The following is an 18167-nucleotide window of genomic DNA, read 5'->3' as shown; positions in this document are numbered from 1 at the left end:
CTTCGATGAAGCTCGTGCCCAAGACTTCCTTCACCAGATCGATGGAGCCGCCCTGGCGACCGCAGCCATAGCAAATCCACCTATTCTGCTTGCGATATATCGAGAAAGACGGGTTGGAGTCGCGGTGATCAGGAAATGGGCATCGCACTCCGCCATGCTCGGGCAGTTTCAAGCCCAGGTGGCGGCCAACTTCTGTTATGGGGATGGAGTTCAGAAACTTCGTCGCCGCCTTAATGTCCATTGCATCCAGCCTGACCCTGCTACCCTGAATTACATGATTCTAGACCTCCGTCCAATTACGCTGAGTTCTGACATCTAAGATGCGGGGGCGGCCAAGCGTGGCCAGTGGCGCTTGCTCAAGTTTAAGGCTGGACTGCCGCGCAGGGCGCTGGGGCATGCGTTCACAGGAGATGGAGCTCATAGGAGCAAGACTGTTTCACTCACTTCGGTGAACCCGAACAATCACATTTCCCCAACCCTGCCTGATCCGGCGCCGCACGCCACTCGTGTACACGCCCCTAGACAGACCCCGTCAAAAAGCCTAGAAATACGGCGTTTATGGAGGTCTATGGTCGGGTTCAAATCTCTCTAGCAGCACCATTTTTCCAACATCACGTCTGTCTCTCTTGCGACGCTGGCGCGCGCCGTTCCTTCACAAGTCAAATCCGGCGCGATTCTCTCGATCCTGCTTCGTGTTCGATCATGCGGGCGACCTTGCGGCGTTCGGCTCTCGATCGGATCTGCCGCGCGAAGACGCGCGAGGGGACCAATGTGATCTGGTCGGCCTTGTTACGACGCAACCGGAAGGATCGCTCTGCGGCCACCAGGCGGTCGTGCCAGGTGTAGCAGCCGACGGCAACGACAGACAAAGCATCGGCTGCGGCAAGTTCGTCCCGGGCGTCGCCGGAGCCGGGCACGCTCGACAGCAGCTCCTCGAACGAGCCGAGATCGAGAAAGTCACCGCTGCGCAAGGGCCCCTGCACGAGTTCGCTGCGGCGGTCAGAAGGGGAGAAGCCTTTGCGATCGGCTTCGCTCAGGGAATAGACCTGCTCCCGGTCTGGATAGGAAAGCCGCAAGAAGACCGCCTGCACGAAGATGATTTCGGAGCTCATATTGGTGACGATGCACCGGGCAGCCACCGTGTCGCCCCCTCCCCTGGTGATCATGATCTTGGGCCGCAGCTGATGGCGGTAGCTCGAGTAGAACAGGTGCAGATAGAGCATCCACACACCGAGCATCGCTAAGCTCGACAGCGCTGAAATGATCGCGTGATTTTCCTTCAACCAGGTCCACATGATGCCACTCCCTTGCCCTCCCGAACGTCTTTCGGGAGCGAAGGTTTCCGCAATCCGTGTTACCGGTGCGAGGCATTCCCCTGCAGGGCGTCAGCTGACCGCCGCACGACATCGGCCACCTCCGTCAGCTGCTTGGCGATGGGGCTGGTCTTGCGCCAGATCATGCCGATCCGGCGGGATGGTTGCGGGTCCTCGAAGCGGGCGATTGCGACATCCGCAGAGCGGGTTTCGACCGGCATGGCAATCTCCGGTATCAGCGTGACACCGATGCCGGCGCCGACCATTTGCACGAGCGTCGAGAGCGAGCTGCCGTCGAGGATCTCGCGGGGGCGGACCGTGCCCATGTCGCAGAAGGAGAGTGCCTGTTCGCGAAAACAATGGCCCTCCTCCAGGAGCAGCAAACGCATCTCGCGCAGCATGTCGCGGCTCGGCACGGGCTTGTCGGCATCCTCCTTGGGACGGACGAGCACGAAGCTTTCTTCGAACAGGGGCATTTCGGTCAGCGAGGGCTCGGACACCGGCAGGGCGACGATCGCGGTGTCCAGGCGTCCTTCCGCCAACTCCTGCAGAAGCTTCGGCGTTACGGTTTCGCGAACATGGATGTCGAGATCGGCGTTTTCCCGGGTGAGCGCCGAAATCATTCCCGGAAGAAGATAGGGCGCCACCGTCGGAATGACCCCGATGCGCAGGCGCCCGACCAGATGCTTGCGATGGGCCCGCGCAAGGTCGCCCAATTCATCCACCGACCGCAGGATCTCGCGCACCCGAAGGAGAAATTCCTCGCCGAAGGCCGACAGGCGCAGCTGTCGCGCGGCCCTTTCGAAGAGCTCAGCACCGAGCGCTTCTTCCAGCTCCTTGATCTGCACCGACAGAGCCGGCTGGGAAATGGAACAGGCTTCCGCGGCCCGTCCGAAATGGCCATGTCGGGCGAGCGCCTCGAAATAACGCAGCTGACGCAGGGTGAAGTTTATCATAACCCTATCCTATGGAACCGATCATAAATTCCAACTTACATTAATCGAAACCCTTTGCTAGAACAATTCCAGATGACGTCGGGTGGATCGCCTTAAGGGGGCGGTCCTGCCTTATCTGTTTCCGCGTCGAGGCAGATGAAGACGGATCAGGCGAGGCTCTCCAAAGTCTCGTCGCCATTTCATCGGATTGTGATGCGGGCATGCTCTTCAGGAGCAGGTCAGCCATTCGATCCTGGACAAGCGGGTTCTTCAAGGAGGTACATCATGGATACCATGAGCAACAAAAATGCCGGGAAATGTCCGGTCATGCACGGTTCGAACACGGAAAGCGGCGCAACGCCGATGGCCTGGTGGCCGAACGCGCTGAACCTCGACATCCTGCACCAGCACGACACGAAGACCGACCCGATGGGCAAGGACTTCAACTATCGTGAAGCCGTGAAGCAGCTCGATGTCGCGGCGCTGAAGGCCGACATGAAGGCCCTGCTGCGTGACAGCCAGGAATGGTGGCCGGCCGACTGGGGACACTACGGCGGCCTGATGATCCGTCTCGCCTGGCATTCTGCCGGCTCCTACCGCCTGGCCGACGGCCGTGGTGGCGGCGGCACCGGCAATATCCGCTTCGCTCCGCTCAATTCCTGGCCCGACAATGCCAGCCTCGACAAGGCCCGCCGCCTGCTGTGGCCGCTCAAGAAGAAGTACGGCAACAAGATCTCCTGGGCCGACCTGATCCTCTTTGCCGGCACCGTTGCCTACGAAGACATGGGTCTGAAGACCTTCGGCTTTGCCTTTGGCCGTCCCGACATCTGGGGTCCGGAAAAGGACGTCTACTGGGGTGCGGAAAAGCAGTGGCTTGCCCCTTCCGACAGCCGCTACGAAGATGTGACCAAGCCGAACACGATGGAAAACCCGCTGGCCGCCGTGCAGATGGGCCTCATCTACGTCAACCCGGAAGGCGTGAACGGCAAGCCGGACCCGATGGCGACCGCCGCCCAGGTTCGCGAGACCTTCGCCCGCATGGCGATGAACGACGAGGAAACCGCAGCGCTGACCGCCGGTGGCCACACCGTTGGCAAGGCGCATGGTAACGGCGACGCGCAGGCGCTCGGCGTCGAGCCGGAAGCCGGCGACCTCGAAAACCAGGGCTTCGGCTGGATGAACCCGAACCAGAACGGCAAGGCAAGCCTCGCCGTGACCTCGGGCATCGAAGGCGCCTGGACGACCAACCCGACGGTCTTCGACATGGGCTATTTCGAGCTGCTGTTCGGTTATGACTGGGAGCTCACCCACAGCCCGGCCGGTGCCCAGCAGTGGCAGCCGATCGGCATCAAGGAAGAGCATATGCCGGTCGACGCGTCCGATCCGTCGATCCGCCGCATGCCGATGATGACCGATGCCGACATGGCGATGAAGGTCGACCCGACCTACCGCGCCATCTGCGAGAAGTTCATGGCGGATCCGGCGTACTTCCAGGACACGTTTGCCCGTGCCTGGTTCAAGCTGACCCACCGCGACCTCGGCCCCCGCGTTCGCTACATCGGTCCGGAAGCCCCGACCGAAGACCTGATCTGGCAGGATCCGATCCCGGTTGGCCCTAAGAACTTCGACATCGGCGCCGTCAAGGCCAAGATCGCGGCTTCCGGTCTGTCGATCGCAGACCTCGTCGCCACCGCCTGGGACAGCGCGCGGACCTACCGCCAGTCCGACATGCGCGGCGGTGCGAACGGTGCCCGCATTCGTCTCGCCCCGCAGCGTGACTGGGAAGGCAATGAGCCGGCCCGTCTCGCCAAGGTTCTGGCGGTGCTCGAGCCGATCGCGGCCGAATATGGCGCGAGCGTGGCCGACGTCATCGTGCTGGCCGGCAATGTCGGCGTCGAGAAGGCGGCCAAGGCTGCCGGTTACGACCTGACCGTGCCGTTTGCCGCCGGTCGTGGCGATGCCACTGCCGAACAGACGGATGCCGAAAGCTTCAAGCCGCTCGAGCCGCTGGCCGATGGTTTCCGCAACTGGACCAAGAAGGACTATGTCGTCAGCCCGGAAGAGATGCTGCTCGATCGCGCCCAGCTGATGGGCCTGACCGGTGCAGAAATGACGGTGCTGCTCGGCGGTCTGCGTGTGCTCGGCGCCAACTATGGCGGCACCAAGCATGGCGTGTTCACCACCCGCGAAGGTCAGCTGACGAACGACTTCTTCGTCAACCTGACCGACATGGCCTTCACCTGGAAGCCGACGGGCAAGAACTCCTACGACATCTGCGACCGCAAGACCGGTGAGAAGAAGTTCACCGCCACGCGCGCCGATCTCGTCTTCGGTTCGAACTCGGTCCTGCGTGCCTATGCGGAAGTCTACGCCCAGGATGACAACCAGGAGAAGTTCGTGAAGGACTTCGTCGCCGCCTGGGTCAAGGTGATGAACGCCGATCGCTTCGATCTGGAAGCCTGAGAGCTACGGGCCCGAGGCTCGTGCCCCGAGCCTTGGAACCGCTAGAGGAAGCCGGAGATGCTAGTCGCATCTCCGGCTTTTTCTTTGCCCAAGGCAGCGTAGCGCTAGCGCAGGAAGGCCCGGAAGCGCTGCAGCGAAAGTACAAAGAAGATCGCCGAGATTGCGATCAAGGCGAGGATCTGGGGCCAGACGACGGCAAGTCCGGCATCGCGGAACAGCACTGCTTGCGCCATGATGACGAAATGGGTGTTGGGGGCTGCCGACATGATCCACTGGATCACCTCCGGCATGCTTTCTCGAGGCGTCATGCCGCCGGAGAGGATCTGCAACGGAAGCAGCACCAGCATCAGGAGAAGTCCGAACTGCGGCATAGACCCTGCGACTGTTGCGAGGAAGATGCCCATGCAGGTGGCGGCAACGAGTTGCAGGGCAGCGCCCACGAGAAAGAGCAGCAGAGAGCCCCGCAGGGGCACGTCAAGCGCGGCCTCCACCACGACGAAGAGCGAGAACATCGTCGCGAGCAGCACGACGAGACCCATCGACCAGATCTTGCTCAGCATGATGTCGGCCGGCGTGACCGGCATGACGAGAAGATGTTCGATCGTCCCATGCTCCCGCTCGCGGATCAGGGCTGCCCCGGTTAGTATGATCGACAGCATGGTGACAGCGGAGATGACCTCGTTGATCGAGCCGAACCAGCCCTTGTCGAGCTCCGGGTTGAAGCGCGCCCTGAGCGACAAACCGACCGTCGCAGCCTCGTCGCCGTTTCCTCGGTCCAGGAATGCGTTGACCTCCTGGGTGACGATTTCCTGGATGTATCGCCCGCCCGAGAAGGCCTGGGTCATCTGGGTGGCGTCGACATTGAGCTGGATCTGCGGTGCTTTGTCCGCCAGAAGGTCGCGCTGGAAACCAGGCGGAATGTCGAGCACGAAGGTGTCGACCCCGGCATTCATGCGAGGATCGATCTCGTTGGGCGCGATCATCTGCGGCGGCAGGAAATACGGCGGGTAAAGCGCGTTTTCGATCCGCGTCGAAACCTGCGACCGGTCCTCATCGACGATGGCGACGGCCGCCTTGTTCAGCGTCTCCGGTTCGGCGGTCGCGGCCGTGTAGATGTTGAGCGTGAAGGCGTAGACGATCAGGAAGAGCAGAGCCGGATCCCGCGCGAGACCACGAAGCTCCTTGATGCCAAGCTCGATAATGTTCGACACGCGCATGGCTCACACCGCCTGCTTCTTCAGGAGCAAGGTTCCCGCAACGAGAAGAAGCGGTCCGACGATGGTCAGCGCCAGAAGCTGCGGGCCGAGATCCGCAAAGGTGAGCGCCTTCGAAAAGACGCCGCGCGAGATCGTGACGAAATGGCTGGCCGGGTAAATCTGGCCGATCAGCGCACCCGCTCCCTGCAGGGCCGACACCGGCGAGAGCATGCCGGAGAACTGCACGGCCGGGATGATGGTCAGCAGCGTCGTGCCGAAGATCGCGGAGATCTGGCTCTTCATGAAGCTCGAGAGCAGGAGCCCGAGTGCCGTTGCGGCGAAGACATAGAGGAATGCACCAAGCGCCAGCACCGCGAAGCTTCCCGTGAGCGGCACCCGAAACGCAAAGACGGCAAAGGCCGTCAGCATCAGAAAATTGACGAAGGCAATGCCGATATAGGGAAGCTGCTTGCCGAGAAGAAACTCCAGCCGTGTCACCGGCGTGACGTAGAAGTTGATGATCGAGCCCAGTTCCTTCTCCCGCACGACGCTCAAGACCGAGAGCATGGCGGGGATGAGCATCAGCAGCAGGGGGATCACGGCCGGCACCATGGACACCAGGCTCTCGAGGTTGGGATTGTAGCGGTATCGCAGCTCGATCCCGAATCGGCCGCTGGCCGCCTCGTCCCCGTAGAGTTCACGTGCCTTGCGCGCCAGCCAGGTGGCATGCATTCCCTGAACATAACCCGAGACGGTTTCCGCCCGAGACGGCATCGCGCCATCGATCCAGGCGCCGATCTCGACGCTGCGATTGCCGCGGGACAGGTCTCTGGCAAAGCCTGCGGGGATCTCGATTGCCAGGCTGATCTCGCCCGAGCGCATGCGGCGATCGAGCTCGGCGTAATCGGCAATGGGTGGCCGCTCGATGAAATAGCGCGAGCCCGCAAGCTCGGCGACGTATTCCCGGCTCAGGACCGTATCGTCACGGTCGAGCGCTGCAAAAGTGAGGTTCTCGACGTCGAGATTGATCCCGTAGCCGATGACGAACATCAGGATGAGGCTGCCCAGCATGGCCAGTGTGGCGCGGATCGGGTCGCGCACGAGTTCCAGCGCCTCGCGGCGGCTGAAGGCCAGGAGGCGACGGCGATCGAGCAGCGGACGGTGCCGCCTGGGCTGACCCTCAGGTACCCGCGGTACCGCCACCTCCGGCTCGATATCGGCGGGCTGCTCCAACACGGCCTCCTCGCCGATTGCCTCCTCCAGATAGCGGATGAAGGCCTGCTCCAGGTTCTCCGCCTTGGCGCGCGCCACGATCGCGCCGGGCGTATCTGTGACAAGGACCTTGCCCGCATGCATGAGCGAAATCCGGTCGCAAAGCGCCGCCTCGTTCATGAAATGGGTGGATACGAAGATCGTCACGTTATCGCGGCGTGAGAGATCGGCCAGCAATTGCCAGAAGCCGTCGCGCGCGACCGGATCGACACCTGACGTGGGCTCATCGAGGATCAGAATGTCCGGGCGGTGGATCAGGGCGACGGCCAGCGACAGCCTCTGGCGCATGCCGAGCGGCAGTGCGTCGGGCAGGTCGTCGAGCACCGCCTGAAGGCCGAACCTTGCGACGAGTTCCTTGAGGCGCGGCTCGATCTCAGTGTCAGACATGCCGAACAAGCGTCCATGCAATGCCAAGTTCTGGCGGAGCGTCAGTTCGCCATACAGCGAAAAAGACTGGCTCATGTAACCAACGCGGCGGCGTAGGGCGATGTCCTTCGGGTCTACGGCATGGCCGAAGACGGTAGCCGTCCCGTCGCTTGCGGCGAGCAACCCTGTCAGCATTTTCATGGTCGTGGTCTTGCCGCAGCCATTCGAACCGAGAAATCCGAAGATTTCGCCACGCGGGATTTCGAAACTGACGTCATCGACAGCGGTGAAATCGCCGAAACGCATGGTCAGATGATCGGCACGGATCGCAATCTCGGTTGCCGCTTCCGGCGTGCGGGGCGGGATCTGCAGGGGTTCTGCCCGCCCTCGCTTCGCCTCCGGCAGAAGGGCGACGAAGGCCGCATCGAGCGTCTCGGTCGCGGTTATCTCGCGCAGCTCGGCCGGGGTTCCCGTCGCGAGGATCCGTCCTTCATCCATGGCGACCAGCCAGTCAAAACGCTCGGCCTCTTCCATATAGGCGGTCGCGACGATGACGCTCATTCCCGGCCGCTCCGCCCGGATGCCGTCGATCAACTCCCAGAACTGACGACGGGAGAGCGGATCGACCCCTGTTGTCGGCTCGTCGAGGATCAAGAGGTCGGGATCATGGATCAGCGCACAGCAGAGGCCGAGCTTCTGCTTCATGCCGCCCGAAAGCTTGCCTGCCGGACGATCGGCGAAGGCAGTCAGGCCCGTTGCTCTGAGCAACCCAGCGATCCGCTGTTCACGCTCTCGACGATCCTGCCCAAACAAACGGCCAAAGAACTCGGCATTCTCGAAGACAGACAGGGTCGGATAGAGGTTCTTGCCCAGTCCCTGAGGCATGTAGGCGATGCGAGGGCAGGTCTTGCGTCGATGAGATGCGCGTGCCATGTCGCCGTCAAACACCTCGACACGGCCCGTCTGAATGGACCGCGCGCCGGAGACGAGCGAGAGGAGGCTCGACTTGCCGACGCCATCGGGTCCGATGAGACCCACCATCCGGCCAGCGGGGATGTCGAGGGAGATGCCGCGCAGGGCTTCGGTCTTGCCATAGGAAAGGCCGACATCCGCCAGGCGTACCACCGGCCTTTGCACGTCGTCCCTCTGCGGCTTGTCGATCATCTCACTGCACCAGGGTCGCGGTCAGGCTTTCCGGCCAGGCAGCTTGCGGGTCGAGATTGACATAGGCGATGCCCGGAAGGCCCGTCTTGACCTGCTGGATGTATTTCTTCAGCAGCGCCTGCGGGATCTGCGCCTTGACGCGGAACATCAGCTTTTCCCGTTCCTCATCCGTCTCGACCGTCTTCGGCGTGAACTGGGCGACATCGGCGACAAAGCTGACGCTGGCGGGGATCGTATAGGCCGGCGCGGCATCGAGCACGATGCGGGCCTCGCTGCCCAGCGCGATGCGGCCGACTTCGGCCGTCGGCAGGAAGAAGGCCATGTAGACGTCGGAGAGATCGACGATATTGAGGACACGACCGCCGGCGCCGAGCACCTCGCCGAGCTGGGCGACGCGGTACTGCACGCGGCCGTCTCGGGGCGAGCGAAGCGTGCTGTCGGCAATGTCGGCGTCGATGCTGTCGATGGCAGCAGCGGCGGCTGCAACTGCGGCTTCGGCATCGATGACCTGGGCCCGTGCCGCACCAATCGCCGCCTCGGAGGCTGCAACTTGTGCCTTGGCCGCGGCGAGTGCTGCCCGCGCACTGGCGGCAGCGGCCTGATCGTCATCAACGGCTTGCTGGCTGGTCGTGCGGCTCTCCATGAGGCGCTCGGTGCGGGCGAGCCTTGTCTCGGCCGAATTCAGCTGGGCCTCACGCTGGGCGACACTGGCGAGAGCCGCCTCGCGCTCGGCTTGCCGCTGCGCCACCACGCTTTTGGCCGTGTCTACTCCGATCAGGGCCCGGCGATGCTCTGCAACGGCCTGCCGCCGACGGGCGTCGAGCTGACTGGTGTCCATGACCGCAAGCACCTGTCCGGTGGTCACGAAGTCACCCTCGCCAACGAGTATGTCCCTGACGCGCCCGCCGGTCTTGGTGGAGATGTCGATCTCGACCGCTTCGATGCGGCCGTTTCCGTGGGCGATGTTGGCGGGCAGACCATCGCCTTCGTAGGTCTTCCAAGCGTAATAGGCGGCACCGCCCGCCACAATGACAATCAATGCGACTAGCCAGCCGCTCCGACCCTTTGCCATGCCGAGTTCTCCGCAATCACCAGGACATCGCTCTGTCCTTTGCGGATAGTCTTAAGGGGCAAGGCCACGGACGATCTTGATCTGCGTCAATTGCCGTTTGCACCGCACAAGCATGCTCGCATCAAGACAACACCGCCCCGACAGGTCGGGGCGGTGCCTCTCTGGCGCAACGAACGGGGAAATCAGAAGCCGCTGGCAAGCCGGCGACGAAGATCCTTGATATCCGGTGTTTCCACCTCTGCGAGGCGGCGTTCCCAGGACAAGGCCGTCTCGACGATGACGCCGAGATCGTTGTAGCGGGGTATCCAGCCGAGCACCTGTTTGGCCAGCGTGGAATCCGCCACCACGAGCGGCGCGTCGCCCGGACGCCGCGGGGCGTAATCGACACGGAAATCGACATTCGTGGCGCGGCGCACCGCCTCGACAATGTCGAGCACCGAGTAGCCCTTTCCATAACCGCAATTCGCGACCAGCGGACCGCCGCCGTTGCGGAGATAGGTCAGCGCCTGCAAATGGGCGTCAACGAGATCGTTGATATGGATGTAGTCGCGCACGCCGGTCCCATCCGGCGTGTCGTAATCCGTGCCGTAGACCGACATCGAGGCCCGCTTGCCGAGGGCTGCTTCGCAGGCGACCTTGAGCAGATGCGTGGCGCCAGCAGCCGAATTGCCGGCACGTCCCTGCACGTCGGCGCCGGCGACGTTGAAATAGCGCAGGGCGACATAACAGAGACCATGGGCGCGTGCCGTATCGCGCAGCATCATCTCGCTCATCAGCTTGGACTGGCCGTAAGGGGATTCCGGCCTGAGCGGCGCGTCCTCGCGCACCGGCAGGGGCTTGTCCGGCAGACCGTAGACGGCAGCCGTCGAGGAGAAGATCACCTTGTCAATGCCGGCCTTCACGGCCGCCTGCAGCAGGCGCCGCGTGTTCTCCGTGTTGTTCTCGTAATAGGTCAGCGGATCGGTAATGGATTCCGGCACGACGATCGATCCGGCGAAATGGATGATGGCCTCGATCTCGTTCTCGGCAAAGATCTGCTTGAGGACATTGGCCTTGCCAATGTCGCCGAGATAGAAGCGCGCCGCGGGCGGAACGGCCCAGCGAAAACCGGTGGACAGCCGATCGACGACGACGACTTCTTCGCCTGCGTCGAGGAGAGCCCAGACCATGTGGCTGCCAATGAAACCGGCGCCACCCGTCACCAAGATCGCCATGACTTTTCTTCCCGTTGTTTTTCTTATCGGGACAGGAAAAGCACGCGCACCTTACGGAGTGCTTATGAACGGGCGCCAACCTACTGATCTGGCTTTGCTAATTGGTTTCTTCGTTAAGGTTATGTCACGCCATTTGCTCAAATTTTAGCGAAGTGCGGCCCTGCGATCGTCAGAGCGCCTTCACATATTGGCTCAGCCGCTCCGCAGCGTCGGCGATATGGGCCGGATTGCGCAGGAAGCAGGCGCGCAGGAAGGGCAATCCACCTTCTCCGAAGGCCGTGCCCGGGGCCATGCCCACGCCGGTCTTGTCGACGATATCGAGGGCGGCCTGGCGGCTGTCGGTGATGCCGTCAATTTTCAGGAAGGCGTAGAGCGCGCCTTCGGGCTTCAGCGTTTCGACCCGGTTGGTCGCGATCAGGGCATCGCAGAGAATGTCGCGCGATGCGGTCGCGCGGGCGATGTTTTCCCGAACGAAATCATCGCCCTGATCAAGAGCGACCACGGCACCGCGCTGCATGAACTGCGCTACGCCCGAGGTCGAGTACTGGATCAGGTTTTCGATGACCTGGCCGAGTTCCGGCGGGGCAACGATCCAGCCGACACGCCAGCCGGTCATCGACCAGTTCTTCGAGAAGGAATTGGCAAAGATCACCTTGTCGCCCTCTTCCATCACATCGAGGAAGGACGGCGCGCGCTCTTCGGCACCATAGTAGTAAAGCGCGTAGATCTCGTCGGCGAGGATCCAGATACCATGGCGGCGGGCGATCTCGAGGATCGCCTTGAGGTCATCGCGGTTTGCCGTCCAGCCGGTGGGATTGGATGGCGTGTTGATGAAGAGGGCGCGGGTCTTCGGCGTGATCGCCTTTTCCAGCCGGTCAAGATCGAGAACCCAGCGACCGTCGGTGAACGACAGCGGCACGCAGACAGACTTCGCACCGGCCAGATCGATGGCGGAGACGATGTTCGGCCAGCACGGTGACAGATAGATCATCTCGTCGCCGGGCGATGTGAGTGCCTGCACGGCAAGCGCGATCGCCTGCATGCCCGAAGCCGTGACGTAGAAGTGCTCGACGGGCAGATCAACGGCAAAGTGACGCTGGTAGTAGCGCGACAGCGCCTGGCGCAGTTCCGGGATGCCCCGCTGCCAGGTGTAAAAGGTCTCGCCGCCCAGCAGCGCTTCACTGGCAGCGCGATTGATGAAATCCGGCGTCGGAAGATCGCCCTCGCCTGCCCAGAGCGGAAGAAGTCCGTCGCGGCCCCGCGCATAGTTGATGATCTCGACGATACCGCTTTCCGGTGCGGCGAGCGCGCGGGGGCTAAGGCTGTCCAGCAAGGCCATGGGAAATCAACTCCTTCGATCAGTGCGCAATGTCTAACCGATCGTTGGGCAAAAATCCCATGATATTCCTTGAGGATGAAATCGATCTCGCTGATGGATGCTGCGACCCTCGGACGCGTCGCAGCGGTTCCTCAGCGGGTCTTCAGCGGGTCTTCAGAAGGTCGCGGATTTCGGTCAGCAGGAGGACGTCGGCCGGCGGCGGAGCTGCTTCGGAGGCCTTCAGTTCTTCCTTCTCCATGGACTTGCGCAGGGTGTTCACGCCCTTGACCATGAGGAAGATGATCCAGGCGAGGATCAGGAAGTTGATGACCACGGTGATGAAATTGCCATAGGCGAAGACTGCGCCCTGTTCGCGCGCGGCTGCAAGCGAGTTGGCGGTGACATTGCTGCTCAGGGGCACGAAATAGTTCGAGAAGTCGAAGCCGCCGAAAATGACGCCGACCACGGGCATCACGATGTCTTCCACCAGCGAGTTGACGATGAGCCCGAATGCGCCGCCGATGATCACGCCGACCGCTAGGTCCATGACGTTGCCGCGCGCGATGAAAGTCTTGAATTCCTGTAACATGCCCCTGCTCCTTCTGTGTCCTGACCGGGAAAGGCCAAATCTTGGCCATCCGGTTGCAATGGTTAATGAAAATTTGTCCATTCGAAAATGGTGAATCTTCACGTTCGGCGTTTTCACTTCGACTAAGGTCAATGGCCGAAACGATTTCAAAAGGCGCAGACATGGCCTAAGGTTCCGGCTCGGGCGCAGTCGAGGAGGAAAAGGTGTTCCCAGGCTGGATCATCGTTGCGTCAGCGATCGGCTACCTGTTGTTTCTGTTTGCCGTTGCGAGCTACGGCGACCGCAAAACGCGCGTGCATGGCGTGCCCGCCGGCGGCCGGCCTGTCGTCTATGCCCTCAGCCTTGCCGTCTACTGCACCTCCTGGACCTATTTCGGTGGCGTCGGTCTTGCCGCGCAGCATGGCCTCGAGTTCATGGCGATCTATATCGGGCCGATCCTGATGTATACGCTCGGCATGCCGATCCTCAGACGGATCGTCGAGCTTGCGAAAACCGAGAAGATTACCTCCGGGGCCGACTTCGTGGCCGCACGCTACGGCAAGAACCCCGTGGTCGGCATGCTGGTCACGGTCATCTATCTCGTCGGCATCATTCCCTACATCGCGTTGCAGCTCAAAGCCGTGTCCAGTTCGGTTGCCGCCGTCATGGACCCCACGGCCTACGGGATCGGCACCGGCAATCTCTATTTCATCGACCTGCCGCTCATCGTCGCCTTTATTCTCGCCTGCTTTGCCGTCATCTTCGGCACGCGCCACACCGACGCAACCGAGCATCAGGACGGCCTGATCCTTGCCATTGCCATGGAATCGGTGGTCAAGCTCGTGGCCTTCTGGACCCTCGGCATCTTCGTGATCTGGGTGATGTTCGACGGTCCGGCCGATCTCTGGCAGAAGGCGACCGAGAGCGAAGCCGTAATGGCGGCTCTCTCGCACGAGACCCCGGCCAGCCGCTGGATCCTGCTGATCGCGCTCTCGGCCTTCGCCATCATCATGCTGCCACGGCAATTCCACGTCACCGTGGTCGAGAACCGGACACCGCGCGAGCTGAAGCTCGCCGGCATTCTGATGCCGATCTACCTGATCGTCATCAACATCTTCGTGCTGCCAGCGGCGATTGCCGGCATTCTGATTTTCGGCGGCAGCGGCGACGCCGACCTCTATGTGCTGTCCCTGCCGCTCGAAGCCGGATCCGGCTTCGTCTCCTTGCTCACCTTCATCGGCGGCTTCTCGGCGGCAACCGCGATGGTCATCGTCGCTTCCGTTGCGCTGGCCATCATGGTCTCCAACGACATGGTGCTGCCGATCTTCCTGCGGCAGAAGCTCTTGGGCAGGCCCAGCCAGCGCGAGGATTTCGCCAAGACGCTGCTGCATATCCGGCGCACGGCCATTTTTGGCGTGCTGCTGCTCGGCTACGTCTATTTCCGCTCGGCCGACAACACGACCGGGCTTGCCAAGATCGGCCTTCTCTCCTTCACCGCCATTGCGCAGATCGCACCGGCGATGTTCGGCGGGCTGATCTGGCGGCGGGCCAATGCCCGCGGCGCGATTGCCGGGCTCACCATCGGCTTCTTCGTCTGGGCGTACCTTCTCTTCCTTCCCAGTCTCGGAGCGGAAGACCATTCGTGGATCGCTTCGGCTGTGCTCGGCTTCCTGCTGCCCGGCCTGTCGATGTTCGAGCCGCAATATGCGGACCCACTGGTCAATGCGACGATCTTCAGCCTGCTGATCAACACGCTGGCCTTCATCATCGGTTCGCTCAGCCGCAATCCGCGTCCGGTGGAGCGGATCCAGTCCGCCATCTTCATCAAGCGCCAGCCCCGCTCCAACTCTGCCACGCGCGGCTGGAAGACCAGCGTCGCTGTCGGCGACCTGAAGGCCGCCATCGCGCGTTATCTCGGAAATGAGCGCATGGAGCGCTCCTTCCGCTCTTACGAGCAGACGGCGGGGCGAAAGCTGGCAGACGACAGTCCGGCGGACATGGCCTTCATCCATTTCTCCGAACAGTTGCTGGGCAGCGCGATCGGCTCGTCTTCGGCGCGGCTGGTGCTGTCGCTGATCTTGCAAAAGGCAGAGGATCCGTCAGCCGATACGGTCTGGCTCCTCGACCAGGCGTCAGAGGCGCTGCAATACAATCAGGACATGATGCAGACAGCGCTTGCGCAGATGGAGCAAGGCATTGCCGTCTTCGACGCGTCGGACCGATTGACGATCTGGAACCGCCGCTTCCGCACACTGCTCGACCTGCCGGAGCATGTCGGCCAGGTCGGTTTTCCGCTGATCGACATGATCGCCATCCTGGCGCAGCGGGGGGATGTGCCCGCCGGGGAGACGCAAGCGGTGATCCGCAGTTTCCATCAGTTCGACCGGCCCTTCCAGATGGTGCTCGGCGGCGGCAAGCGCATCATCGAAGTGCGCTGCAATCTGATGCCGGACAAGGGGCTGGTTGCCACCTTCAGCGACATCACCGCCCGCGTCGAGGCCGACCAGGCTCTGAAACAGGCCAACGAGACCCTGGAACAGCGCGTCAGCGAACGCACCGCCGAACTGACCCGCGTCAATCACGCGCTGGCCGAAGCCCGGGCCGCGGCCGACGAAGCCAATATCGGCAAGACGCGCTTCTTCGCGGCCGCCGGTCATGACATCCTGCAACCGCTCAATGCGGCGCGACTTTACTCCTCCTCGCTGGTCGAGCGTCTCGGCGATTCTGAAAACAGCGCGCTCGTCGGCAATATCGATTCTGCGCTCGAGTCGGTCGAAAGCATTCTCGGCGCCGTTCTCGACATCTCGCGGCTCGATACGGGCGCCATGAAGCCGCGCTTCTCCAGCGTGCCGCTCAACAGTTTGCTGCAGAGGATCGAGACCGATTTTGCGCCGATGGCGCGGGAGAAGAACCTGAAACTCGTGGTGATGCCCACCACGCTTTCGGTACGCTCCGACCCGACGCTGTTGCGCCGCCTCGTTCAGAACCTCGTTTCCAACGCAATCAAGTACACGCCCTCGGGCCGTGTCGTCGTCGGCGCCCGGCGCCAGGGCGACCAGGTGGTGGTCCAGGTGACCGACAGCGGCATCGGCATTCCCTCGTCCAAGTTCCGCACGGTGTTCAAGGAATTCGCCCGGCTCGAGGAAGGTATGCGGACGGCCTCGGGCCTGGGGCTTGGGCTCTCGATCGTTGACCGCATTGCCAAGGTATTGCAGCACCCGGTGGAGCTGTCGTCCAAGCCCGGCAAGGGCACGACCTTCAAGGTGGTCATGCCGCTCGACGTCGCCAAGCCGACCGCCAAGGGTGTCGTGCCGATCGATGCCGGCAGCCGGACCACGCCAGCACTCCAGGGCTTCCGGGTGCTGTGCATCGACAACGAGCCGAAGATCCTCGAGGGCATGCAGCTTCTGATTTCTGGCTGGGGCTGTGATGTGGAATGTGCGGGCTCGATTGCCGACATGGATGAGCTGATCAAGGACGGCAAGGTCCCCGACCTCGTCATCGCGGACTATCATCTGGGCGACGGCAGCGGGATTGGCGCTATCCTGAGGCTTCGGGCACTCACGCAATCCGACATTCCCGCCTTGCTGATTACCGCCGATCGTTCGGCGGAGGTGCGGGCCGAGGCGGAGCGCCACTCGATCACCTTGCAACACAAGCCGGTTCGCCCCGCCGCCCTGCGCGCCTTCATCACTCAGGTTTCGTCCCAACGGAGTGCGGCCGCCGAGTAGCAGGTGCGGCTGAGCGAGCCGGAAGTAGGCGATCTCACCAGCTTTTCAGCGCGCGCAATGTCGGTGTCTTCTTGAACACGTGGTCGTTCATGCGGGCCATCAGCCGGTCGAGCAATGAGACGGCTTCGACGACCGCCGGGCCCTTGTTCAGCATCACGCATTCGGCGCGGGCTGCCATCGCGGCATCCGTCATCTCCCCGCGGGTCGGAATGCCCTCCTTGACCATGTCTTCCAGCACCTGGGTTGCCCAGACACATGGCACGGAGGCTGCCTCGCAGATCCAGAGCAGTTCCTCCTGCATCTCCGCAAGCCGCTCGAAGCCGATCTCGGCGGCCAGATCACCGCGCGCGATCATGATGCCGAAAGGACCGCGTCTGCGCGCCCGGGCAATCAGCGCAGGCAGGTTGGCAAGCGCCAGAGGCTGCTCGATCTTGGCAATGAGACCGAGGGATTTGTTGCCTGCGCCTTGGCGGGCAAGCACGTCGTCCAGCAGATCGATGTCCTCGGGGCGGCTGACGAAGGAATAGCCAATGAGATCGGCGCATTCGATGACGGTGGCGAGATCCGTCTCGTCCTTGGCCGTCAGGGGCGACAGACCGAGGGCGGTGTCTGGAAGGTTTATGCCTTTCTCGGGCTTCAGCTTCGTCCCGCCGGACTTGGTGCGCCGGACGAGGATCACGGCCTCACCCTCCGCGAGGCTTTCGACCACCGCTTCCAGCTTGCCGTCATCATAGCGCAGGCGGTCGCCGATCGAGAGCCTGGTGACCATTTCAGGCAGCGACACTGCAGCAGAAAAGCCTATCTGGTCATCGATGCGCGGCGCGCCTTCTGCCACGAGCCGAACTCGATCACCCGGCTGCAGGCGCGCCTTCTTCTCGAGAGTGGCGACGGCACCCGTCCGGATCTTCGGGCCGGCTATGTCCATCAGGACCTTGATGTCCCGACCGACGACGGCTGCGGCATCCCGGACGAAGCGGGTCATTTCCCGCCAGGCCTCTGGCCCGTCATGGGCGCAGTTGATGCGTGCGACATCCATGCCGGCGCGGGCAAGGTCCAGAACGAGATCCGGACCGTCGGCCGCCTGACTGGGAAGTGTGACCATGATGCGGGTGCGACGCGCGTCGGGCTGTTTGCCGAACAGGGCCTGGCACGCGATCTCCAGCTGCGCCTCGCCCGCGAAGAAGTCCTGCTCCGGGAGGATCGCGGCTTCTGCCGGAACCGCATCTGAGGCAATCTTGGACAGTGCGAAAAGAACGGCATCGATCGTTGGCAGGACGCGGCTCTCGAGCCTTCCCATCGAGGACAGACCCAGCGCCATCAGCCGTCGTTGCAGGGGACGAATGTCATGATGACGCAGAGCCAGATAATGGCCAAGGTTGACGATCGCTGGATCGTCTCCCCCTTCGGGCATCAATCGCGCGCCCTCGAGAATTGCCTTTTTCAACGCCGTCATCTCGGCATGAACTTCGGCTGCGCGCTTGGCGGCAGTCTGCGTTTCGGTCGTCGTCATCAACAGGCCCCGGCTGATCAGTTGTGACACCTAATCCCGGCTTGT

12 protein-coding genes are annotated in these 18167 nt (G+C 62.6%); 2 read left to right on the top strand and 10 right to left on the bottom strand.

The annotated features are described in order from the left end of the window. From FAA86_RS19305 to FAA86_RS19295, 3 genes are all read right to left on the bottom strand, one after another. A partial coding sequence (locus FAA86_RS19305) for a CHC2 zinc finger domain-containing protein (protein WP_205910045.1) occupies positions 1-241 on the bottom strand: 241 nt, incomplete at its 3' end. 418 nt (positions 242-659) lie between these two features. Continuing rightward, on the bottom strand, positions 660-1295 hold the full coding sequence (locus tag FAA86_RS19300) for a hypothetical protein (protein ID WP_136542737.1): 636 nt from the start codon (positions 1293-1295) through the stop codon (positions 660-662). A gap of 59 nt (positions 1296-1354) precedes the next feature. After that, a complete protein-coding gene (locus FAA86_RS19295; RefSeq protein ID WP_136542735.1) occupies positions 1355-2269 on the bottom strand; it encodes a hydrogen peroxide-inducible genes activator in 915 nt (304 codons plus the stop codon). Positions 2270-2533: 264 nt separating this feature from the next. Between FAA86_RS19295 and katG the strand changes: the two genes are divergently transcribed. Then, positions 2534-4711 (top strand): catalase/peroxidase HPI, encoded by a 2178-nt coding sequence (gene katG / locus FAA86_RS19290; RefSeq protein ID WP_113460029.1) that lies wholly within the window; start codon positions 2534-2536, stop codon positions 4709-4711. Positions 4712-4815: 104 nt separating this feature from the next. Here katG and FAA86_RS19285 read toward each other — a convergent pair whose 3' ends face one another. The 6 genes from FAA86_RS19285 to mscL form a co-directional block, all read right to left on the bottom strand. After that, positions 4816-5928 carry an ABC transporter permease gene (locus FAA86_RS19285; RefSeq protein WP_136542734.1) on the bottom strand — a complete coding sequence of 371 codons (1113 nt, stop codon included), beginning with the start codon at positions 5926-5928 and terminating at the stop codon, positions 4816-4818. A 3-nt stretch (positions 5929-5931) separates the two neighbouring features. Further along, entirely contained in the window at positions 5932-8709 is a 2778-nt protein-coding gene (rbbA, locus tag FAA86_RS19280) for a ribosome-associated ATPase/putative transporter RbbA (RefSeq protein ID WP_136542733.1), read from the bottom strand. Between the two features lies 1 nt (position 8710). After that, positions 8711-9781 carry an HlyD family secretion protein gene (locus FAA86_RS19275; RefSeq protein WP_136542731.1) on the bottom strand — a complete coding sequence of 357 codons (1071 nt, stop codon included), beginning with the start codon at positions 9779-9781 and terminating at the stop codon, positions 8711-8713. A 182-nt stretch (positions 9782-9963) separates the two neighbouring features. Next, entirely contained in the window at positions 9964-10995 is a 1032-nt protein-coding gene (galE, locus tag FAA86_RS19270) for a UDP-glucose 4-epimerase GalE (RefSeq protein ID WP_136542730.1), read from the bottom strand. A gap of 169 nt (positions 10996-11164) precedes the next feature. Beyond that, positions 11165-12334, bottom strand: a complete 1170-nt coding sequence (locus FAA86_RS19265; protein WP_136542728.1) for a pyridoxal phosphate-dependent aminotransferase — start codon at positions 12332-12334, stop codon at positions 11165-11167. Between the two features lie 142 nt (positions 12335-12476). Next, a complete protein-coding gene (mscL, locus tag FAA86_RS19260) occupies positions 12477-12902 on the bottom strand; it encodes a large conductance mechanosensitive channel protein MscL (protein WP_113460035.1) in 426 nt (141 codons plus the stop codon). A gap of 203 nt (positions 12903-13105) precedes the next feature. Here mscL and FAA86_RS19255 point away from each other — a divergent pair, with 203 nt between their 5' ends. Continuing rightward, the gene (locus tag FAA86_RS19255; RefSeq protein ID WP_136542727.1) at positions 13106-16612 is read left to right on the top strand and encodes a hybrid sensor histidine kinase/response regulator; all 3507 of its coding nucleotides are present in this window, start codon (positions 13106-13108) and stop codon (positions 16610-16612) included. Positions 16613-16646: 34 nt separating this feature from the next. Here FAA86_RS19255 and FAA86_RS19250 read toward each other — a convergent pair whose 3' ends face one another. Continuing rightward, positions 16647-18122, bottom strand: a complete 1476-nt coding sequence (locus FAA86_RS19250) for a pyruvate kinase (RefSeq protein ID WP_136542725.1) — start codon at positions 18120-18122, stop codon at positions 16647-16649. Between the last annotated feature and the right edge of the window lie 45 nt (positions 18123-18167).

The organism is Rhizobium rosettiformans W3, assembly GCF_004912135.1.
Lineage (GTDB): Bacteria > Pseudomonadota > Alphaproteobacteria > Rhizobiales > Rhizobiaceae > Allorhizobium > Allorhizobium rosettiformans.
This window is presented reverse-complemented; position numbering and strand designations above follow the sequence as displayed.

Excerpts from the sequence above, each read along its gene's own strand:
- FAA86_RS19300 (WP_136542737.1), bottom strand. The coding sequence starts at position 1,295 with ATGTGGACCTGGTTGAAGGAAAATCACGCGATCATTTCAGCGCTGTCG.
- FAA86_RS19295 (WP_136542735.1), bottom strand. The coding sequence starts at position 2,269 with ATGATAAACTTCACCCTGCGTCAGCTGCGTTATTTCGAGGCGCTCGCC.
- katG (WP_113460029.1), top strand. The coding sequence starts at position 2,534 with ATGGATACCATGAGCAACAAAAATGCCGGGAAATGTCCGGTCATGCAC.
- FAA86_RS19285 (WP_136542734.1), bottom strand. The coding sequence starts at position 5,928 with ATGCGCGTGTCGAACATTATCGAGCTTGGCATCAAGGAGCTTCGTGGT.
- rbbA (WP_136542733.1), bottom strand. The coding sequence starts at position 8,709 with ATGATCGACAAGCCGCAGAGGGACGACGTGCAAAGGCCGGTGGTACGC.
- FAA86_RS19275 (WP_136542731.1), bottom strand. The coding sequence starts at position 9,781 with ATGGCAAAGGGTCGGAGCGGCTGGCTAGTCGCATTGATTGTCATTGTG.
- galE (WP_136542730.1), bottom strand. The coding sequence starts at position 10,995 with ATGGCGATCTTGGTGACGGGTGGCGCCGGTTTCATTGGCAGCCACATG.
- FAA86_RS19265 (WP_136542728.1), bottom strand. The coding sequence starts at position 12,334 with ATGGCCTTGCTGGACAGCCTTAGCCCCCGCGCGCTCGCCGCACCGGAA.
- mscL (WP_113460035.1), bottom strand. The coding sequence starts at position 12,902 with ATGTTACAGGAATTCAAGACTTTCATCGCGCGCGGCAACGTCATGGAC.
- FAA86_RS19250 (WP_136542725.1), bottom strand. The coding sequence starts at position 18,122 with ATGACGACGACCGAAACGCAGACTGCCGCCAAGCGCGCAGCCGAAGTT.